The organism is Inquilinus sp., from assembly GCF_039594555.1.
GTDB lineage: Bacteria > Pseudomonadota > Alphaproteobacteria > DSM-16000 > Inquilinaceae > Inquilinus.
In genome coordinates this window covers 1-13753 of record NZ_JBCNNF010000178.1, presented here as the reverse complement: position 1 = coordinate 13753, position 13753 = coordinate 1, and the positions used below count along the sequence as shown (strand labels likewise).

General features: G+C 68.7%; 12 protein-coding genes and 1 pseudogene. 7 read left to right on the top strand and 6 right to left on the bottom strand.

Annotated features, from left to right (window positions below; all coding sequences use genetic code 11):
• The coding region (glgB, locus tag ABDW35_RS19345; protein WP_343715515.1) for a 1,4-alpha-glucan branching protein GlgB at window positions 1-1839 on the top strand (1839 nt) is incomplete at its 5' end.
• A gap of 3 nt (window positions 1840-1842) precedes the next feature.
• On the opposite strand, the gene ABDW35_RS19340 is transcribed toward glgB, so the two are convergent.
• Window positions 1843-3915, bottom strand: a complete 2073-nt coding sequence (locus tag ABDW35_RS19340; RefSeq protein WP_343715514.1) for a PAS domain S-box protein — start codon at window positions 3913-3915, stop codon at window positions 1843-1845.
• A complete protein-coding gene (locus ABDW35_RS19335) occupies window positions 3905-5407 on the bottom strand; it encodes an ATPase domain-containing protein (RefSeq protein ID WP_343715513.1) in 1503 nt (500 codons plus the stop codon). The genes ABDW35_RS19340 and ABDW35_RS19335 overlap by 11 nt, the downstream gene beginning before the upstream one ends.
• A gap of 423 nt (window positions 5408-5830) precedes the next feature.
• On the opposite strand from ABDW35_RS19335, the gene ABDW35_RS19330 reads away from it, so the two are divergent.
• The 4 genes from ABDW35_RS19330 to ABDW35_RS19315 all read left to right on the top strand — a co-directional run bounded on the left by ABDW35_RS19330 (window position 5831) and on the right by ABDW35_RS19315 (window position 10145).
• On the top strand, window positions 5831-6886 hold the full coding sequence (locus ABDW35_RS19330; protein ID WP_343715512.1) for a LacI family DNA-binding transcriptional regulator: 1056 nt from the start codon (window positions 5831-5833) through the stop codon (window positions 6884-6886).
• Window positions 6887-6967: 81 nt separating this feature from the next.
• Window positions 6968-8353, top strand: a complete 1386-nt coding sequence (locus ABDW35_RS19325) for an extracellular solute-binding protein (protein ID WP_343715511.1) — start codon at window positions 6968-6970, stop codon at window positions 8351-8353.
• 77 nt (window positions 8354-8430) lie between these two features.
• The gene (locus ABDW35_RS19320; RefSeq protein WP_343715510.1) at window positions 8431-9312 is read left to right on the top strand and encodes a sugar ABC transporter permease; all 882 of its coding nucleotides are present in this window, start codon (window positions 8431-8433) and stop codon (window positions 9310-9312) included.
• Window positions 9309-10145, top strand: coding sequence for a carbohydrate ABC transporter permease (locus ABDW35_RS19315; protein WP_343715509.1), 837 nt, complete (start codon window positions 9309-9311; stop codon window positions 10143-10145). Before ABDW35_RS19320 ends, ABDW35_RS19315 begins: the two co-directional genes overlap by 4 nt.
• Before the next feature lie 21 nt (window positions 10146-10166).
• Here the strand turns inward: ABDW35_RS19315 and ABDW35_RS19310 are convergent, their stop codons facing one another.
• Both ABDW35_RS19310 and ABDW35_RS19305 read right to left on the bottom strand, forming a co-directional pair.
• A complete protein-coding gene (locus ABDW35_RS19310) occupies window positions 10167-10913 on the bottom strand; it encodes a carbonic anhydrase (protein ID WP_343715508.1) in 747 nt (248 codons plus the stop codon).
• A 178-nt stretch (window positions 10914-11091) separates the two neighbouring features.
• A complete protein-coding gene (locus tag ABDW35_RS19305; RefSeq protein ID WP_034833006.1) occupies window positions 11092-11424 on the bottom strand; it encodes a DUF1476 domain-containing protein in 333 nt (110 codons plus the stop codon).
• A gap of 206 nt (window positions 11425-11630) precedes the next feature.
• Between ABDW35_RS19305 and purC the strand changes: the two genes are divergently transcribed.
• Entirely contained in the window at window positions 11631-12398 is a 768-nt protein-coding gene (gene purC / locus ABDW35_RS19300; protein WP_034833007.1) for a phosphoribosylaminoimidazolesuccinocarboxamide synthase, read from the top strand.
• Window positions 12395-12637, top strand: a complete 243-nt coding sequence (purS, locus tag ABDW35_RS19295) for a phosphoribosylformylglycinamidine synthase subunit PurS (RefSeq protein WP_034833008.1) — start codon at window positions 12395-12397, stop codon at window positions 12635-12637. The genes purC and purS overlap by 4 nt, the downstream gene beginning before the upstream one ends.
• A 135-nt stretch (window positions 12638-12772) precedes the next feature.
• Here purS and ABDW35_RS19290 read toward each other — a convergent pair whose 3' ends face one another.
• On the bottom strand, window positions 12773-13465 hold the full coding sequence (locus ABDW35_RS19290; protein ID WP_343715507.1) for a tellurite resistance TerB family protein: 693 nt from the start codon (window positions 13463-13465) through the stop codon (window positions 12773-12775).
• 73 nt (window positions 13466-13538) lie between these two features.
• A pseudogene (locus ABDW35_RS19285) lies at window positions 13539-13753 on the bottom strand (transcriptional regulator); the annotation flags it as partial.

Sequence of the window (13753 nt, the reverse complement as noted above, 5' to 3'; positions counted from 1 at the left end):
GCCGCGGGCGACCCGGAGGCGGTGCGGCGCTGCCTGGGCAGCCGGGTGGTGACGATCGACGGGGTCGAGGGCACGCGCTTCGCCGTCTGGGCGCCGAATGCCAGCCGCGCCTCGGTGGTCGGCGAGTTCAACAGCTGGGACGGGCGCCGCCACCCGATGCGGCTGCGCCATCACGGCGGGATATGGGAGATGTTCATCCCCCGCGTCGCCGACGGCGCCCTCTACAAGTTCGAGCTGCTGGACCGGCACGGCAACCTGCTGCCGCAGCGCGCCGACCCACTGGCGCGCGAGACCGAGCTGCCGCCGCACACCGCCTCGGTGGTGCCGCTGCCCCTGCCCTTCCGCTGGACCGACGAGGCGTGGCTGCAGGGCCGGGCGGAGCGGCAATCCGCCTCCGCCCCGATCTCGATCTACGAGCTGCATGCCGGGTCCTGGCTGCGCGACGAGGACGGGCAGCCGCTGGGCTGGGACGGGCTGGCGGAGCGGCTGGTGCCCTATGTCGCCGGCATGGGCTTCACCCATCTCGAGCTGATGCCGATCACCGAGCACCCCTTCGCCGGCAGCTGGGGCTACCAGCCGCTGGGCCTGTTCGCCCCGACCGCACGCTTCGGCCCGCCGGAGGCCTTCGCCCGCTTCGTCGATGCCTGCCACCGCGCCGGCATCGGCGTGCTGCTGGACTGGGTGCCGGCGCATTTCCCCGGCGACGCCCACGGGCTGCACCGCTTCGATGGCACCGCGCTCTACGAGCACGGCGACGATCGCGAAGGCTTCCACCGCGACTGGAACACCTGGATCTACAATCTCGGCCGCACCGAGGTGGTCGCCTTCCTGCTGGCCAGCGCGCTGGAATGGCTGGACCGCTATCACATCGACGGGCTGCGTGTGGATGCCGTGGCCTCCATGCTCTACCGCGACTACAGCCGCCGCCCGGGCGAGTGGATCCCGAACATTCATGGCGGGCGCGAGAACCTGGAATCGATCGCCTTCCTGCGGCGGCTGAACACGCTGGTGGCCGAAAAGTATCCCGGCGCCGCGGTGATCGCCGAGGAATCGACCGCCTGGCCGGGCGTGACCGCGCCGGTATCGGAGGGCGGCCTCGGCTTCTCCTTCAAATGGAACATGGGCTGGATGCACGACACGCTCGGCTACATGGCGCAGGACCCGATCCACCGCAAATACCACCACCATGCGATGACCTTCGGGCTGCTCTATGCCTTCAGCGAGCGCTTCGTGCTGCCGCTGTCGCATGACGAGGTGGTGTACGGCAAAGGCTCGCTGCTGGGCCGCATGCCCGGCGACACCTGGCAGCGCTTCGCCAATCTGCGCGCCTATTTCGGCTTCATGTGGAGCTCGCCGGGTAAGAAGCTGCTGTTCATGGGCGGCGAGTTCGGCCAGGAGCGGGAATGGAATCACGATGCCCAGCTGGACTGGCATCTGCTGGACGACCCGCTGCATCGCGGCATGCAGCGCCTGGTGCGCGACCTGAACCGGATCTACCGGGCCGAGCCGGCGCTGCACCGCCGCGACGCCGAATCGTCCGGCTTCACCTGGCTCGTGCCCGATGACGGGGAGGCCAGCGTCTTCGCCTATCTCAGGCACGGCCGGGACGGCGATCCATCGATCCTGATCGCCTGCAACTTCACCCCGGTGCCCCGGCTGGACTACCGCATCCCCGTGCCGGAGCGGACGCAATGGCAGACGCTCCTGAACACGGACGACCGGATCTATGGCGGCGGCGGGATCATCGGCGCGGCCCCGCCGGTCGTCGACCCGGCGGATTCCCCCCGGCTGGTGCTGTCGCTGCCGCCGCTGTCGGCCGTGATCCTGCGGCAGCAGTGAGGCCTAGGGACCGGTACCATCCGCCTCGGCTGCATTGGACATCGCGGATCTGATGGCGGCGTCCAGCTCTTCCAGGGAGAAGGGCTTGCCGAGCCTCGGCAGGTCCGCCCCCACGCCGGCCGGCAGCTCGGCATATCCGGTGGCCAGGATCACCGGGATGCCCGGCCATTCCCGTGCGATGTGGCCCGCCAGCTCGGCGCCGGTCGTCCGCGGCATCGCATGGTCGGTGATGACGAGGTCCGCGGCCTCGCGGCGGAGGGCGTCCAGCGCCTGTTCCGCCGTCGTCGCCCCGACGGCCGCATGGCCCAGCTCCTCCAGCATCGTGATCGTGTTCAGCAGCACCAGGCCGTCATCGTCCACGGCCATGATCCGGAGGCGCTTCGGCGAAGTGTCCGCCGCTGTGGCCGTCACGGCATCCGTCACAGGTGACGATGCGGCGCCGGGCGCGGCCACGGGCATCCAGAGCTCGATCGTCGTGCCGATTCCCTTCCGGCTGGCCAGCACCATGCGGCCATGGGACTGCTCCATCAGCCCGTGCACCATGGACAGGCCGAGGCCCGTGCCCTTGCCGACGCCCTTGGTGGTGAAGAATGGTTCGGTCGCCCGGGCAAGCGTCTCGGGGTCCATGCCGTCGCCGGTGTCCGTCACCGACAGGCAGACATAGCGGCCCGGGGACGGCTCGTTGGCCGAGACGACATGCGCCGCGATCGTGATCGACCCTCCGCCGGGCATCGCGTCCCTGGCGTTGACGGCAATGTTCAGCAGCGCGGTCTCCAGCTGGTTGGCATCCGTCAACGTCTTGGGAAGGTCCGCGGGAAACCGGGTCTCGATCGCGATCGACGGCCCGAGCGAGCGCCGCAGCAGATCGGTCATGCCGCGCACCAGCTCGGCGATGTCGACCGCTTCGATCGTCAGCTCCTGCCGGCGCGCGAAGGCCAGCATCCGCTTGGTCAGCGTCGCCCCGCGCTGGGCGGCCTGGACGGCGTTGTCGAGAAGGGGCAGGGCCGCGGCGGGATCCGGCGGCAGCCGCTTGCGCACCAGCTCCAGGCTGCTGAGGATGATCATCAGCAGATTGTTGAAGTCGTGGGCCACGCCGCCGGTCAGCTGGCCGATCGCCTCCAGCTTCTGCGACTGGAACAGCGCTTCCCTGGCCTGCTCCAGCTGCCGCTGCGATTCCAGGCGCTCGGTGATGTCCCGCGTCACCTTGGCGAAGCCGGTCAGGTTTCCGGCGGGATCGCGGATGGCATCGATCACCACATTCGCCCAGAAGCGCGTCCCGTCCTTGCGGACGCGCCATCCTTCCCTCTCGAACCGGCCGTCCCTCGCCGCGGCCGCGAGGCCGATGGCCGGCAATCCGGCGGCCCGGTCCTCATCCGTGTAGAAGCGGGAGAAATGCTCGCCGATGATCTCCGCCGGGCTGTAGCCCTTGATGCGCTCGGCGCCGGCGTTCCAGCTGCTGATCCTGCCTTCGGGATCGAGCATGTAGATGGCGTAGTCGGTCACGCCCTGGATCAACAGGCGGAACTGCTCCTCGCTTCGCGCGCGCTCCGCCATCTCCTCGCGCAGCTGGGCATTGCTGGCGTTCAGTTCCGCCGTCCGGGCGGCGACCAGCGCCTCGAGCCGCTGGGCCGCCTGCTCCTGCGCCGCGATGAAGCCGCGCACGTCGTATTGCCGGGAGCGGCTGCGCAGCGCCGCCCGCAGCGTGCTGGTCAGGCTGATCGGCTGCACCGGCCGCTCGACCAGGGTGACGTTCCGCAGACGCTGGATGATGTCCACGCGCCAGGCGGCGACCCCAGTCTGCTCTCGATGGCTGGTGAGAAGGACGAAGGGCAGGTCCGACCAGGGCGGCTGGGCATCGACCCATGCGAGCAGGCCGGTGATGTCGTGTCCCAGCAGCGCCTCCTCGGCGACGAAGGCCGCGCCGGCGCCGGCCTCCAGCTCCTCGACCAGCCGGTCGAGGCCGGGGCACACCGTCGCCGCCAGCCCCGCCCGCACCAGGATCTCCGCCGAGGCCGCTCCGTCGCGGCCGATCGGCGCGCAGACCAGCACCCGCAGGCTGCTGGGATCAGGCCCCATTCGGCCCACCGGACGACAGCAGCGGATCGGCGGTTCCGACATATTCCGGCGTCCCGGTCAGGACCCCGCGGAACTCCGAGAGCGGCGGCCCGATATGGATGCCCTGGCTGGTCAGGCGGAATTCCCGGATCGTGTGCTCGTGCATTCCCGTGCGCTTCTTGACCACCGACAAGGCCCGGCGCACGGCCCCGTCGGCTTCGAAGTACCGGACCATCAGGACCGCGTCGCTGAGATAGCTGATGTCGACCGGCGTCTCCTGCGGCCCCACCAGCCCGTGCTGCGCCAGCAGCAGCAGCGTCAGCACCCCCTGCTGGTTGAGATAGCTCAGCAGCTCGTGCATCTGCAGGATGAGAAAGCGCTCATCCGGCATCGCGTTGAGATAGCCGTTCAGGCTGTCGATCACGACCAGCCTGGCGCCGTTCTTCTCGACGGCCTCACGGACCGCCATCGCGAATTCACCCGGCGACAGCTCGGCCGGGTCGACCTGGCGGAATTCGACCAGCCCCGAAGCAAGGACTTCGTCGAGCGGCAAGCCGAGCGTCCGGGCCCGCGCCTCGACCGTGCCGCGCCCCTCGTCGAAGCCGAAGAACACCGCATGTTCGCCGCGCTGCGCCGCCGCGATGGCGAAGGTGATCGCCAGCGACGACTTGCCGACGCCGGCGGAGCCGATGATCAGGGCGTTGGTGCCACGGTCCAGGCCGCCGCCGAGCAGCGCATCCAGCTCGGCATTGCCGCTGGGCGCCACACCCGCGGGGAACGGCGTGTGGTGCTCGGCCGCGATCAGGCGCGGGAAGATCCGCAGGCCGCCGGGCTCGATCGTGAAATCGTGATAGCCGCCCCGGAACCGGATGCCCCGCATCTTGACCACGCGCAGGCGCCGCCGCTCGGCGCCATAGTCGATCGCCAGCTGCTCGAGCAGCACGACGCCGTGGGAGATCGAGTGCAGCTGCAGGTCGTCCTGGGCCGCGGTCAAGTCGTCGAGCAGGATCACCGTGCAGCGGCGCTTGGCGAAGAAATGCTTCAGCGCCAGCACCTGGCGCCGGTAGCGCAGCGGATTCTGCGCCAGCAGCCGCAGTTCGGAGAGGCTGTCGATCACGACGCGGGCCGGGTTGACCTGCTCCACACGCGCGAAGATCTGGTTGATGGTCTCGCTCAGCTCCATCTCGGCCGGGTGGAACACGGTGACCTGCTGCGCGGGGTCGAGTGTGGTCTCCGCCGGCACCAGTTCGAAGATGTCGACCCCTTCGAGCGACCAGCCGTGGCGCCGCGCCACTAGGTCGAGCTCGCGCTCCGTCTCCGACAGCGTGACGAACAGCACGCGCTCCCCCCTGGCGACGCCTGCGAGGAGGAATTGCAGCGCGATCGTCGTCTTGCCGGTGCCGGGCCGGCCTTCGTACAGGTAGAGCCGGTCGGGGTCGAGCCCGCCGCCGAGGATGTCATCCAGCCCGGCGCTGCCCGTGGATATGCGAGACGCTTCCGGATGCTCATTCATGCGGGCCTCCCCGAAAACAGTGCTTCGGACTGGTTATAGGGGGCATGGCGCCCGATTGGTATGCGCTCCTCTCCTTCCGACCGGTCGAACCGCCAGGAATTTACCATGTGGGACTGTGGCCGATCCGGTCGATGACTCGGCCCGAGACACGATCGCTTGCACGGCCGTAACCATCCATGTTACCGGTCACATCAATAAGAATGACAAATCAATCCTGGCCATGGGGAGGGCCGACATCGTGCTTGCCGTCGATCGCTTTCGCCCGACCGTCCCGCGCCTCCGGCCCTGCCGATGACGCGCCGCATGGCCTGCCGCGCCCCAGCGCGGCCCTGCCCCATCCGCCCCGGAACCGCCGACAGGAGGCGCCGGGATCGGCGATCCCCACCGCGAGCCCGGGCGAGACGGCCGACCGAAAGCTCCGCCATGCCCAAGCGTTCCCTCCGGCCGACCATGCGGGACGTCGCCCGTCTCGCCGGGGTCTCGCCGATGACCGTGTCCCGGGTGCAGGCCGGTAGCAGCCGGGTGGCGCCGGAGACGCGCGATCGCATCCGTCAGGCGATCGCACAGCTCGGCTATGTCGACGACAAAGTGGCCGCCGCCCTGTCGTCGCGCCGCACCGGCTTTATCGCCACGCTGGTGCCGACCATCACCAACTCCAACTTCGCCGACACCGCGCACGGCCTGACCGAGGCGCTGCGCCAGACCGGCTACCAGCTGCTGATCGGCTACACCCTCTACCGCATGAGCGAGGAGGAGGCGCTGGTCCGGGCGATGCTGGAGCGCCGGCCGGAGGCGATCGTGCTGGCCGGCATGCATCACACCGAGGCGGCGCGCACGATGCTGCGCAGCGCCGGCATTCCGGTGGTCGAGATCTGGGATTGCGGCGCGGCCGAGCCGATCGACCGCGCCGTCGGCTTCTCCAACATCGAGGCCGGCCGGGCCGCGGCGCGGCACCTGATCGCGCTGGGGCATCGCCGGATCGGCGCGATCGGCCCGGCGATCGGCGGCGCCAGCCACGATTTCCGCGGCGAGGCGCGGCTGGCCGGCTTCACCCAGGTGCTGCGCCAGGCCGGGCTGCCGGCCGATGCCGTGGTCCAGCGCGGCCAGGTGCCGGTGTCCTTCGCCGGCGGCGCATCCGCCATGGCCCAGCTGCTCGACGCCGATGAGCCGGTCGAGGCGATCTTCGCCGTGTCGGATCTCGCCGCCGTGGGCGCGCTGATGGAGTGCCATCGCCGCGGCATCGCCGTGCCGGAGCAGGTGTCGATCCTCGGCTTCGGTGATTTCGAGATCGGCGGGCAATGCGTGCCGGCGCTGTCGACCGTGCGAATCGATGCCGAAGACATCGGCCGCCGGGTCGGCGAGCTGCTGCTGCACGTCCTCGAGCCCCGGGACGGCGCGCCGGCGCCGCCCCGGGTGATCGATGTCGGCTTCGAGATCGTCGAGCGCGGCTCGACGGCCAGGAGGCCCGGCCGCGCCTGATCCTTCCCGCTTCCGGTCCTCCGGAGGCCACCATCAAGACGGCGGAAGCCGCGCCCCATCCTCAGCTCTGGGAGAAGTTCCATGCCCAAGATCGGTCTCCGCCATCTCACGGCGGGTTGTGCCCTGGCCCTCGGCCTCGCCGCTGTCGCGCCCGCCCAGGCGCAGGACACGCTCACCGTCTGGTTCACCAAGGGCTTCTACAAGGGCGAGGACGACGCCCTGCTGGCCCTGATCGACCGGTACCAGAAGGCCACCGGCGTGAAGGTCGAGCTGTCGCTGTACTCGACCGAGGACTGCATCGTGAAGTCGGTCGCGGCGGTCGAGGCCGGCACGCCGCCCGATGTCGGCTACTGCACCACCTATGATTTCCGCACCACCGGCCAATGGGCCTATGAGGGCCGGCTGGAGGATGTCAGCGACGTCATCGCCCCGATCAAGGACAGCTTCCAGCCCGACGCGCTGGCCACCACCTTCCTGACCAATGGCAAGACCGGGCAGAAGGCCTATTACGCCTTCCCGATCGAGCGCCAGACCATGCACATCTTCTACTGGAAGGACATGCTGCAGGACGCCGGCTTCGGCGAGGCCGACATCCCCGGCACCTGGAACGAGTACTGGGACTTCTGGTGCGACAAGGTGCAGGGCGCCCTGCGCAAGAAAGGCAAGCGGATCTACGGCATCGGCCAGCCGATGAGCGTCGCCGCGTCGGACACCTTCTTCAGCTTCCTGACCTGGGCCAACGCCTACAACGTCAAGATCGTCGACGAGACCGGCAAGATCGTGCTTGACCAGCCGGAGAACCGGGCGGCGATGATCGAGGCGGTGAAGAGCTACAGCTCGATCTTCACCCGCGGCTGCACTCCGCCCTCCTCGGTCAACTGGCTCGACACCGACAACAACGTCAATTTCCACAACAAGACGACGGTGCTGACCGACAACGCCACGATCTCGATCCCCGGCAAGCACCTGGACGATTCGACCAACCCGTCGCTGACCGAGGAGCAGCGGGCCCAGGCGAAGAAGAACTACACGGAGAACATCCGCACCACCCTGTTCCCGAAGAAGCCGGATGGCGGCACCCTGCCGAACCTGGCCGCGACCAAGACCGCGGTGATCTTCGCCGACGCCAAGAACAAGGCCCGGGCCAAGGAGTTCATGGCCTTCATGATGAAGGACGAGAACCTGACGCCCTTCGTCGAGGGCTCGGTCGGCCGCTGGTACCCGGTGACCAAGTCCGGCGCCGCCCGGCCGTTCTGGACCGACGGCACCGACCCGCACCGCGCCGTGGTGTCGAAGCAGTTCACCGATGGCACCGTGCCCTTCCCCTTCGTCTACAACTACCACTTCACCACGGTGAATGCGGAGAATGTCTGGGCCAAGGCGCTGAACCGCGTGACGCAGGATGGGGTCTCGCCCGACCAGGCAGTCGATGAGATGATCGCCCGGATCAAGGAAATCGCTGGCTAGGACCGGCCTGCCGGCCCGGCCTGCGCGCAACGCTGCGCAGGCCGGGCCGCAGCCCCTGCTCAGAGAGGATCCAGCCGATGACCGCGACCACGATCCATGCGCCCCCGGCCGCCGCCCGCGGCAGCCACCGCCGCACCTGGGCGACCTGGGGCGCGATCCTGCTGATACCCTACATCGCCGTGTTCCTGGTGCTGGTGGCCTATCCGGTCGGCTACGGCCTCTATCTCGGCGCCAACCCGGCCAGCTACCGCCGGCTGTTCGCCGACCCGATCTTCCTGACCGCGGCGGTCAACACCATCCTGTTCCTGCTGATCGCGGTGAATGTGAAGATGGTGATCGCGCTCGGCCTGTCCGGCTTCTTCGCCGTGCCGCGCTGGTGGATCCGGCTGCTGCTGGTGTTGTTCATCCTGCCCTGGGCGGTGCCGTCGATCCCGACCATCCTGTCCTTCCGGGTCATGCTCAATCCCGAGACGGGCATGATCAACCAGCAGCTGTTCCATCTGTTCGACATCTTCGAGGGGCCGCCCTGGCTGACCGATCCCTGGCTGGCCTTCTTCGGCGCCGTCGTGGTCCATATCTGGAAGTCGCTGCCGTTCTGGACCCTGATCCTCTTGACCGGCCGCCTGGCCATCGCCCGCGACCTGTACGAGGCCGCTTCGGTCGACGGCGCCTCGCGCTGGCAGCGCTTCCGCTTCGTCACCTGGCCGTCGGTGGCGGCGCTCTACGTCACCTCGACCATCCTGTCGACGATCTGGACGCTGGGCGACTTCAACAGCGTCTATCTGCTGACCGGCGGCGGCCCGAACGACAGCACCCAGGTGCTGGCCACGCTGGGCATCCGCTACCTGCGCAACAACGCCCTCGACCTCGGCGTCGCCTCGATCATCGTCGCCATGCCGCTGATCCTGCCGCTGGTCTTCGTCATGGTGAAGCGCCTGTCCAAGGGAGGCGAGGCATGAAGCGCTTTCTCAACGAGGCGGCGCTGATCGCGATCGCCATCCCGGTGGTGCTGTGGACGGTGGTGCCGCTGTACCACCTGTTCATCCTGGCGATCTCGCCGCAGGACGCGGTGCTGGCCGGCACGCTGTGGCCGGAGCATCCGACCTTCTCCAACTTCCTCACCGTGTTCCGGCAGCAGCACTACTATCTCAGCAACTTCTGGCTGCAGCTCGGCAACAGCTTCTTCATCGCCGTCACCACCGGGGTGGCGACCCTGTTCGTCGCCACCTGCGCCGCCTTCGCCATCAGCCGGCTGCGTGTGCCGGGCGGCCGCCACGTGATGAACCTGGCGCTGACCACCTACCTGATCCCTGCCGCCTTCCTGGCGGTGCCGATGTACAAGACCATGGGCTCCTACGGGCTGCTGGACACCCAGACCGCGCTGATCCTGGCGATGATCGCCCTGGCCTCGCCCTACGCCATCTGGGTGCTGAAGCAGGCCTCGGACAAGCTGCCGCGCGAGCTGGACGAGGCGGCGATCATGGACGGGGCCAAGCCGCTGCAGATCTTCCGCATGGTCTATCTGCCGCTGATGCGCCCGACCCTGGTGGCGATCGGCATCTACGCGCTGCTGCTGGCCTGGAACGAGTACCTCTACGCCTTCCTGCTGCTGTCGAGCGAGAAGGCGGCGCCGCTGTCGGTCGGGCTGGGACTGTTCCTGTCGGCCGACGATTCGCCGTGGAACCTGCTGATGGCGACCGGGCTGATCTACGCCGTGCCGCCGGCCGTGATCTACTACGTCTTCCGCAACGCCATGACCAGCGGGCTGACGGCGGGGGCGGTGAAGGGCTGAGCCTTCCCCGCCCTGCCAGGGTCAGACCGCGGCGACCCGGCCGGACGCTAGGTCGTAGACGCCGCCGACGACCTTGACCTTGCCCTGCTTGACCAGCCCCGAGACGACCGGGTCGCCGGTGACCAGGAGCTGGACGTTGCGGCGGACATTCTCGACGGTGGCGTCGGCGAGGAGATCCGCCCCGCCCTTCGCCTTCGCCGCCTCGACCGCCGGCTTGATCGAATTGACCAGCTCGGGAAGATGGCCGGGCAGCTTTGTGCCGTCCTTCAGCACCTTGATGGTCGCGTCGACCGCCCCGCAATTGCTGTGGCCGAGCACCAGGATCAGCGGGATGTTCAGGACCAGCGCCCCGTATTCGAGGCTGGCCAGCCCGTCATCGTTCAGGAAGTTGCCGGCGACCCGGACCACGAACAGATCGCCCGGCCCCTGGTCGAAGGCCAGCTCCGGCGCGACGCGGGAATCGGCGCAGCTCAGGATCGAGGCGAAGGGGTACTGGGCGGCCACCCGGGCGGCGCGGCCGGCCGAATAGTCCTTCTGCGCCGGCGCGTTGGCGACATAGCGGGCGTTGCCGTCCATCAGCCGCTGCAGGGCTTCGTCGGGGGAGACCGGGGCCGTCGCCGCCGGCCCCTTGCCCTTGGCCTCGGCCGCGCCGCAGGCGGAGAGGGCCGCGCCGGCCGAGAGGAGAGCCGCGCCGCCGACGAGCAGGCCGCGGCGTGAGACCGGGAGCGCCGGCCGCTCCGCTTCAGCAGGACAATGCTGGTCGCACATGAAATTTCCTTTCTTAAATGCATCAGGGCAACGAGGCGGGGCCTTAAAAATTGCACCCGACCGGAATGTTATTTCTCTTGTGTGAAATTTCCAATCTCAAACTGCGGGCAACGCCCGCGGCCGATCGAACGAAAAAGGGCGGCCGAAGCCGCCCTTCCCGTCCGGACTGCCGCCGATGCTACTTCGGCGTCGCCTCGGTCATGATTTGCTGCCGCGCCACCGCCAGCAACGCATCCATCTTCTTGCGCAGCCGGTGGTCGGACAGGTCGACGTCGTGGATCTTCAAGTCGGCATAGACCTTGTCGTGGACGTCCTCGTCGGTCTGCTTCTCGAAGTCGGACATGATGACCTCCTTCGCATAGGCCTCGGCGTCGGCGCCGGTCTTGCCCAGCAGCTCGGCCGCCCACAGCCCCAGCAGCTTGTTGCGCCGATTCTGGATCCGGAACAGGAGCTCCTGGTCGTGCTGGAACTCCGCCTCGAAAGCCTGCCCCCGCGAGTCGAACGTCGTCATGCCGTGTCCTTCCACCTGCCCGCGGCCGCGGGCGCACGTCGCATCATGGCGCAGGATATAGCGACTCTGCGCGCCGCGGTCACCCCCGAGGCAACAGGGAGCGTGCAATTGTTTAGCAGACGTGCGCTTGCTATATGTGCGCGGACGCGGACGTCCTGCCGGGACGTCCCGACCTTTTTTGTTGGCATCACCGTGGACGTTTCGACATGAGCCGCCGCAGGCGCATCTACGAGGGCAAGGCCAAGGTCCTCTACGAAGGACCGGAGCCCGGCACGATCGTCCAGTACTTCAAGGACGATGCGACGGCGCATAACGGGACGAAGAAGGCGGTGATCTCGGGCAAGGGGGTGCTGAACAACCGCATCTCCGAGTACCTGATGACCCGCCTGTCCGAGATCGGCGTGCCGACGCATTTCATGCGCCGCCTGAACATGCGCGAGCAGCTGATCCACGAGGTCGAGATCATCCCGCTCGAGGTGGTGGTGCGGAACATCGCCGCGGGATCGTTCTCGAAGCGCTTCAACGTGCCCGAGGGCACGCCGCTGCCGCGCTCGATCATCGAGTACTACCTGAAGTCGGACGAGCTCAACGACCCGATGGTGTCGGAGGAGCACATCACCGCCTTCGGCTGGGCCAACGCCCAGGACCTGGACGACATCGTGTCGCTGTCGTTGCGGGTGAACGACTACCTCACCGGCCTGTTCCTCGGCATCGGCCTCAAGCTCGTCGACTTCAAGCTCGAATTCGGCCGCCTGTACGACGAGAACGATGAGATGCGGATCGTCCTGGCCGACGAGATCAGCCCGGACAACTGCCGCCTGTGGGACGTGCAGACCAACGAGAAATTCGATAAGGATCGCTTCCGCCAGGATCTCGGCGGCGTCCTCGAGGCCTATCAGGAAGTGGCCCGGCGCCTCGGCATCCTGCCGGAAGGAAGTGTCGTCGACATCCGCGAGAACCAGGTCGCCCCATGAAAGCCCGCATCCACGTCATGCTGAAGCCCGGTGTCCTGGACACCCAGGGCAAGGCGATCGGTCATTCCCTGCAGGGCCTCGGCTTCGACGAGGTCGGCGAGGTGCGGCAGGGCAAGGTGATCGAGGTCGAGATCGCCGCCGCCGACGCCGCCCAGGCCAAGGCGCGCCTGGACGAGATGTGCCGCAAGCTGCTGGCCAACCCGGTCACCGAGAGCTACACGATCGACGTCGTCGCCTGAGGCGGCCCGCGTTCGCAGCCTATCCCTCCGTCATGGCGAGCCCCGAAGGGGCGTGGCCATCCAGGGCCGCTCGCATCGGCCCCTGGATGGCCACGGCGCTGCGCGCCTCGCCATGACGGATGTGTTTATGGCCTCTCACACCGCCGCGGCCGCCTGCGCCTCGAGATGGGCCGTGAGCCCGTCGGGCAGCTTCAGCCGCGCCGCCAGGTCGTCGAGATAGGCCTTCTCGCGCGGGTCGTCCGCGTCGATCGCCAGCCGTGAGGCCAGCCAGATCTCCGCCGCCTGTTCCGGCGTCGCCGCCAGGGCCGCGATCGCGGCGATGTCGAGCGGCTTGGCCAGCTCGTCCATGACGAAGGCCTTCTCCTCGGTGCCGAGGCCGAGCTGGCCGATGCGGTCGAACAGCGCCTTCTGCTCGGTCGCGTCGATATGGCCGTCGGCCTTGGCCGCGGCGATCATCGCCCGCACCACCGCGATCCGCGCGTCGCCGCCGCCGGCGGCGCTCTGCGTCTCCAGGTCGAACGGGCTGCGCGGCGGCGGCAGTGGGATCGGCTGCTGCGCCGGGGGCTGGGCCGGGGCCGGCGCCCGGTTGGCCGACCAGTCCTGCCACGCCTTGTAGGCCAGGCCGCCGAGCACCGCGGCGCCGCCATAGCCGAGCATCGAGCCGCCGAACTTCCTGACCTTCTTCGAACCGAGGAGGAGGCCGATCAACCCGCCGCCGACGGCGCCGGTGGCCAGCGTGCCGAGATTGCCGGACAAGCCGGAGGTCTTGCCGCCGGGCTGCTTGCCGCCGCCCAGGAAATCCTCGAACAGCTTCTTCGGGTCGATCACGCGCCTGTCCTCCGGTCGTTGCCACGGACGGCAGATGGCCCGGCCGGCGGGGCCCGGCAAGGCCGGCCTGCGCTCAATCCGCCGGGCGCGACGACATGTCCGGCTCCCGCGGCACCCGGGTGGTGCCGGCCGCGGCGGCGACGATCCAGTCGCGGAAGGCTCGCACCATCGGCCGGCGCATCGACCGCGTCGTGGTGACGAAATGGTAGCTGGCGGCGCTCGGCACCGAAAGGTCGAGCGGCCGCACCAGCCGGCCCGCCGCCAGGTCGTCGGCCACGAGCGAGAACA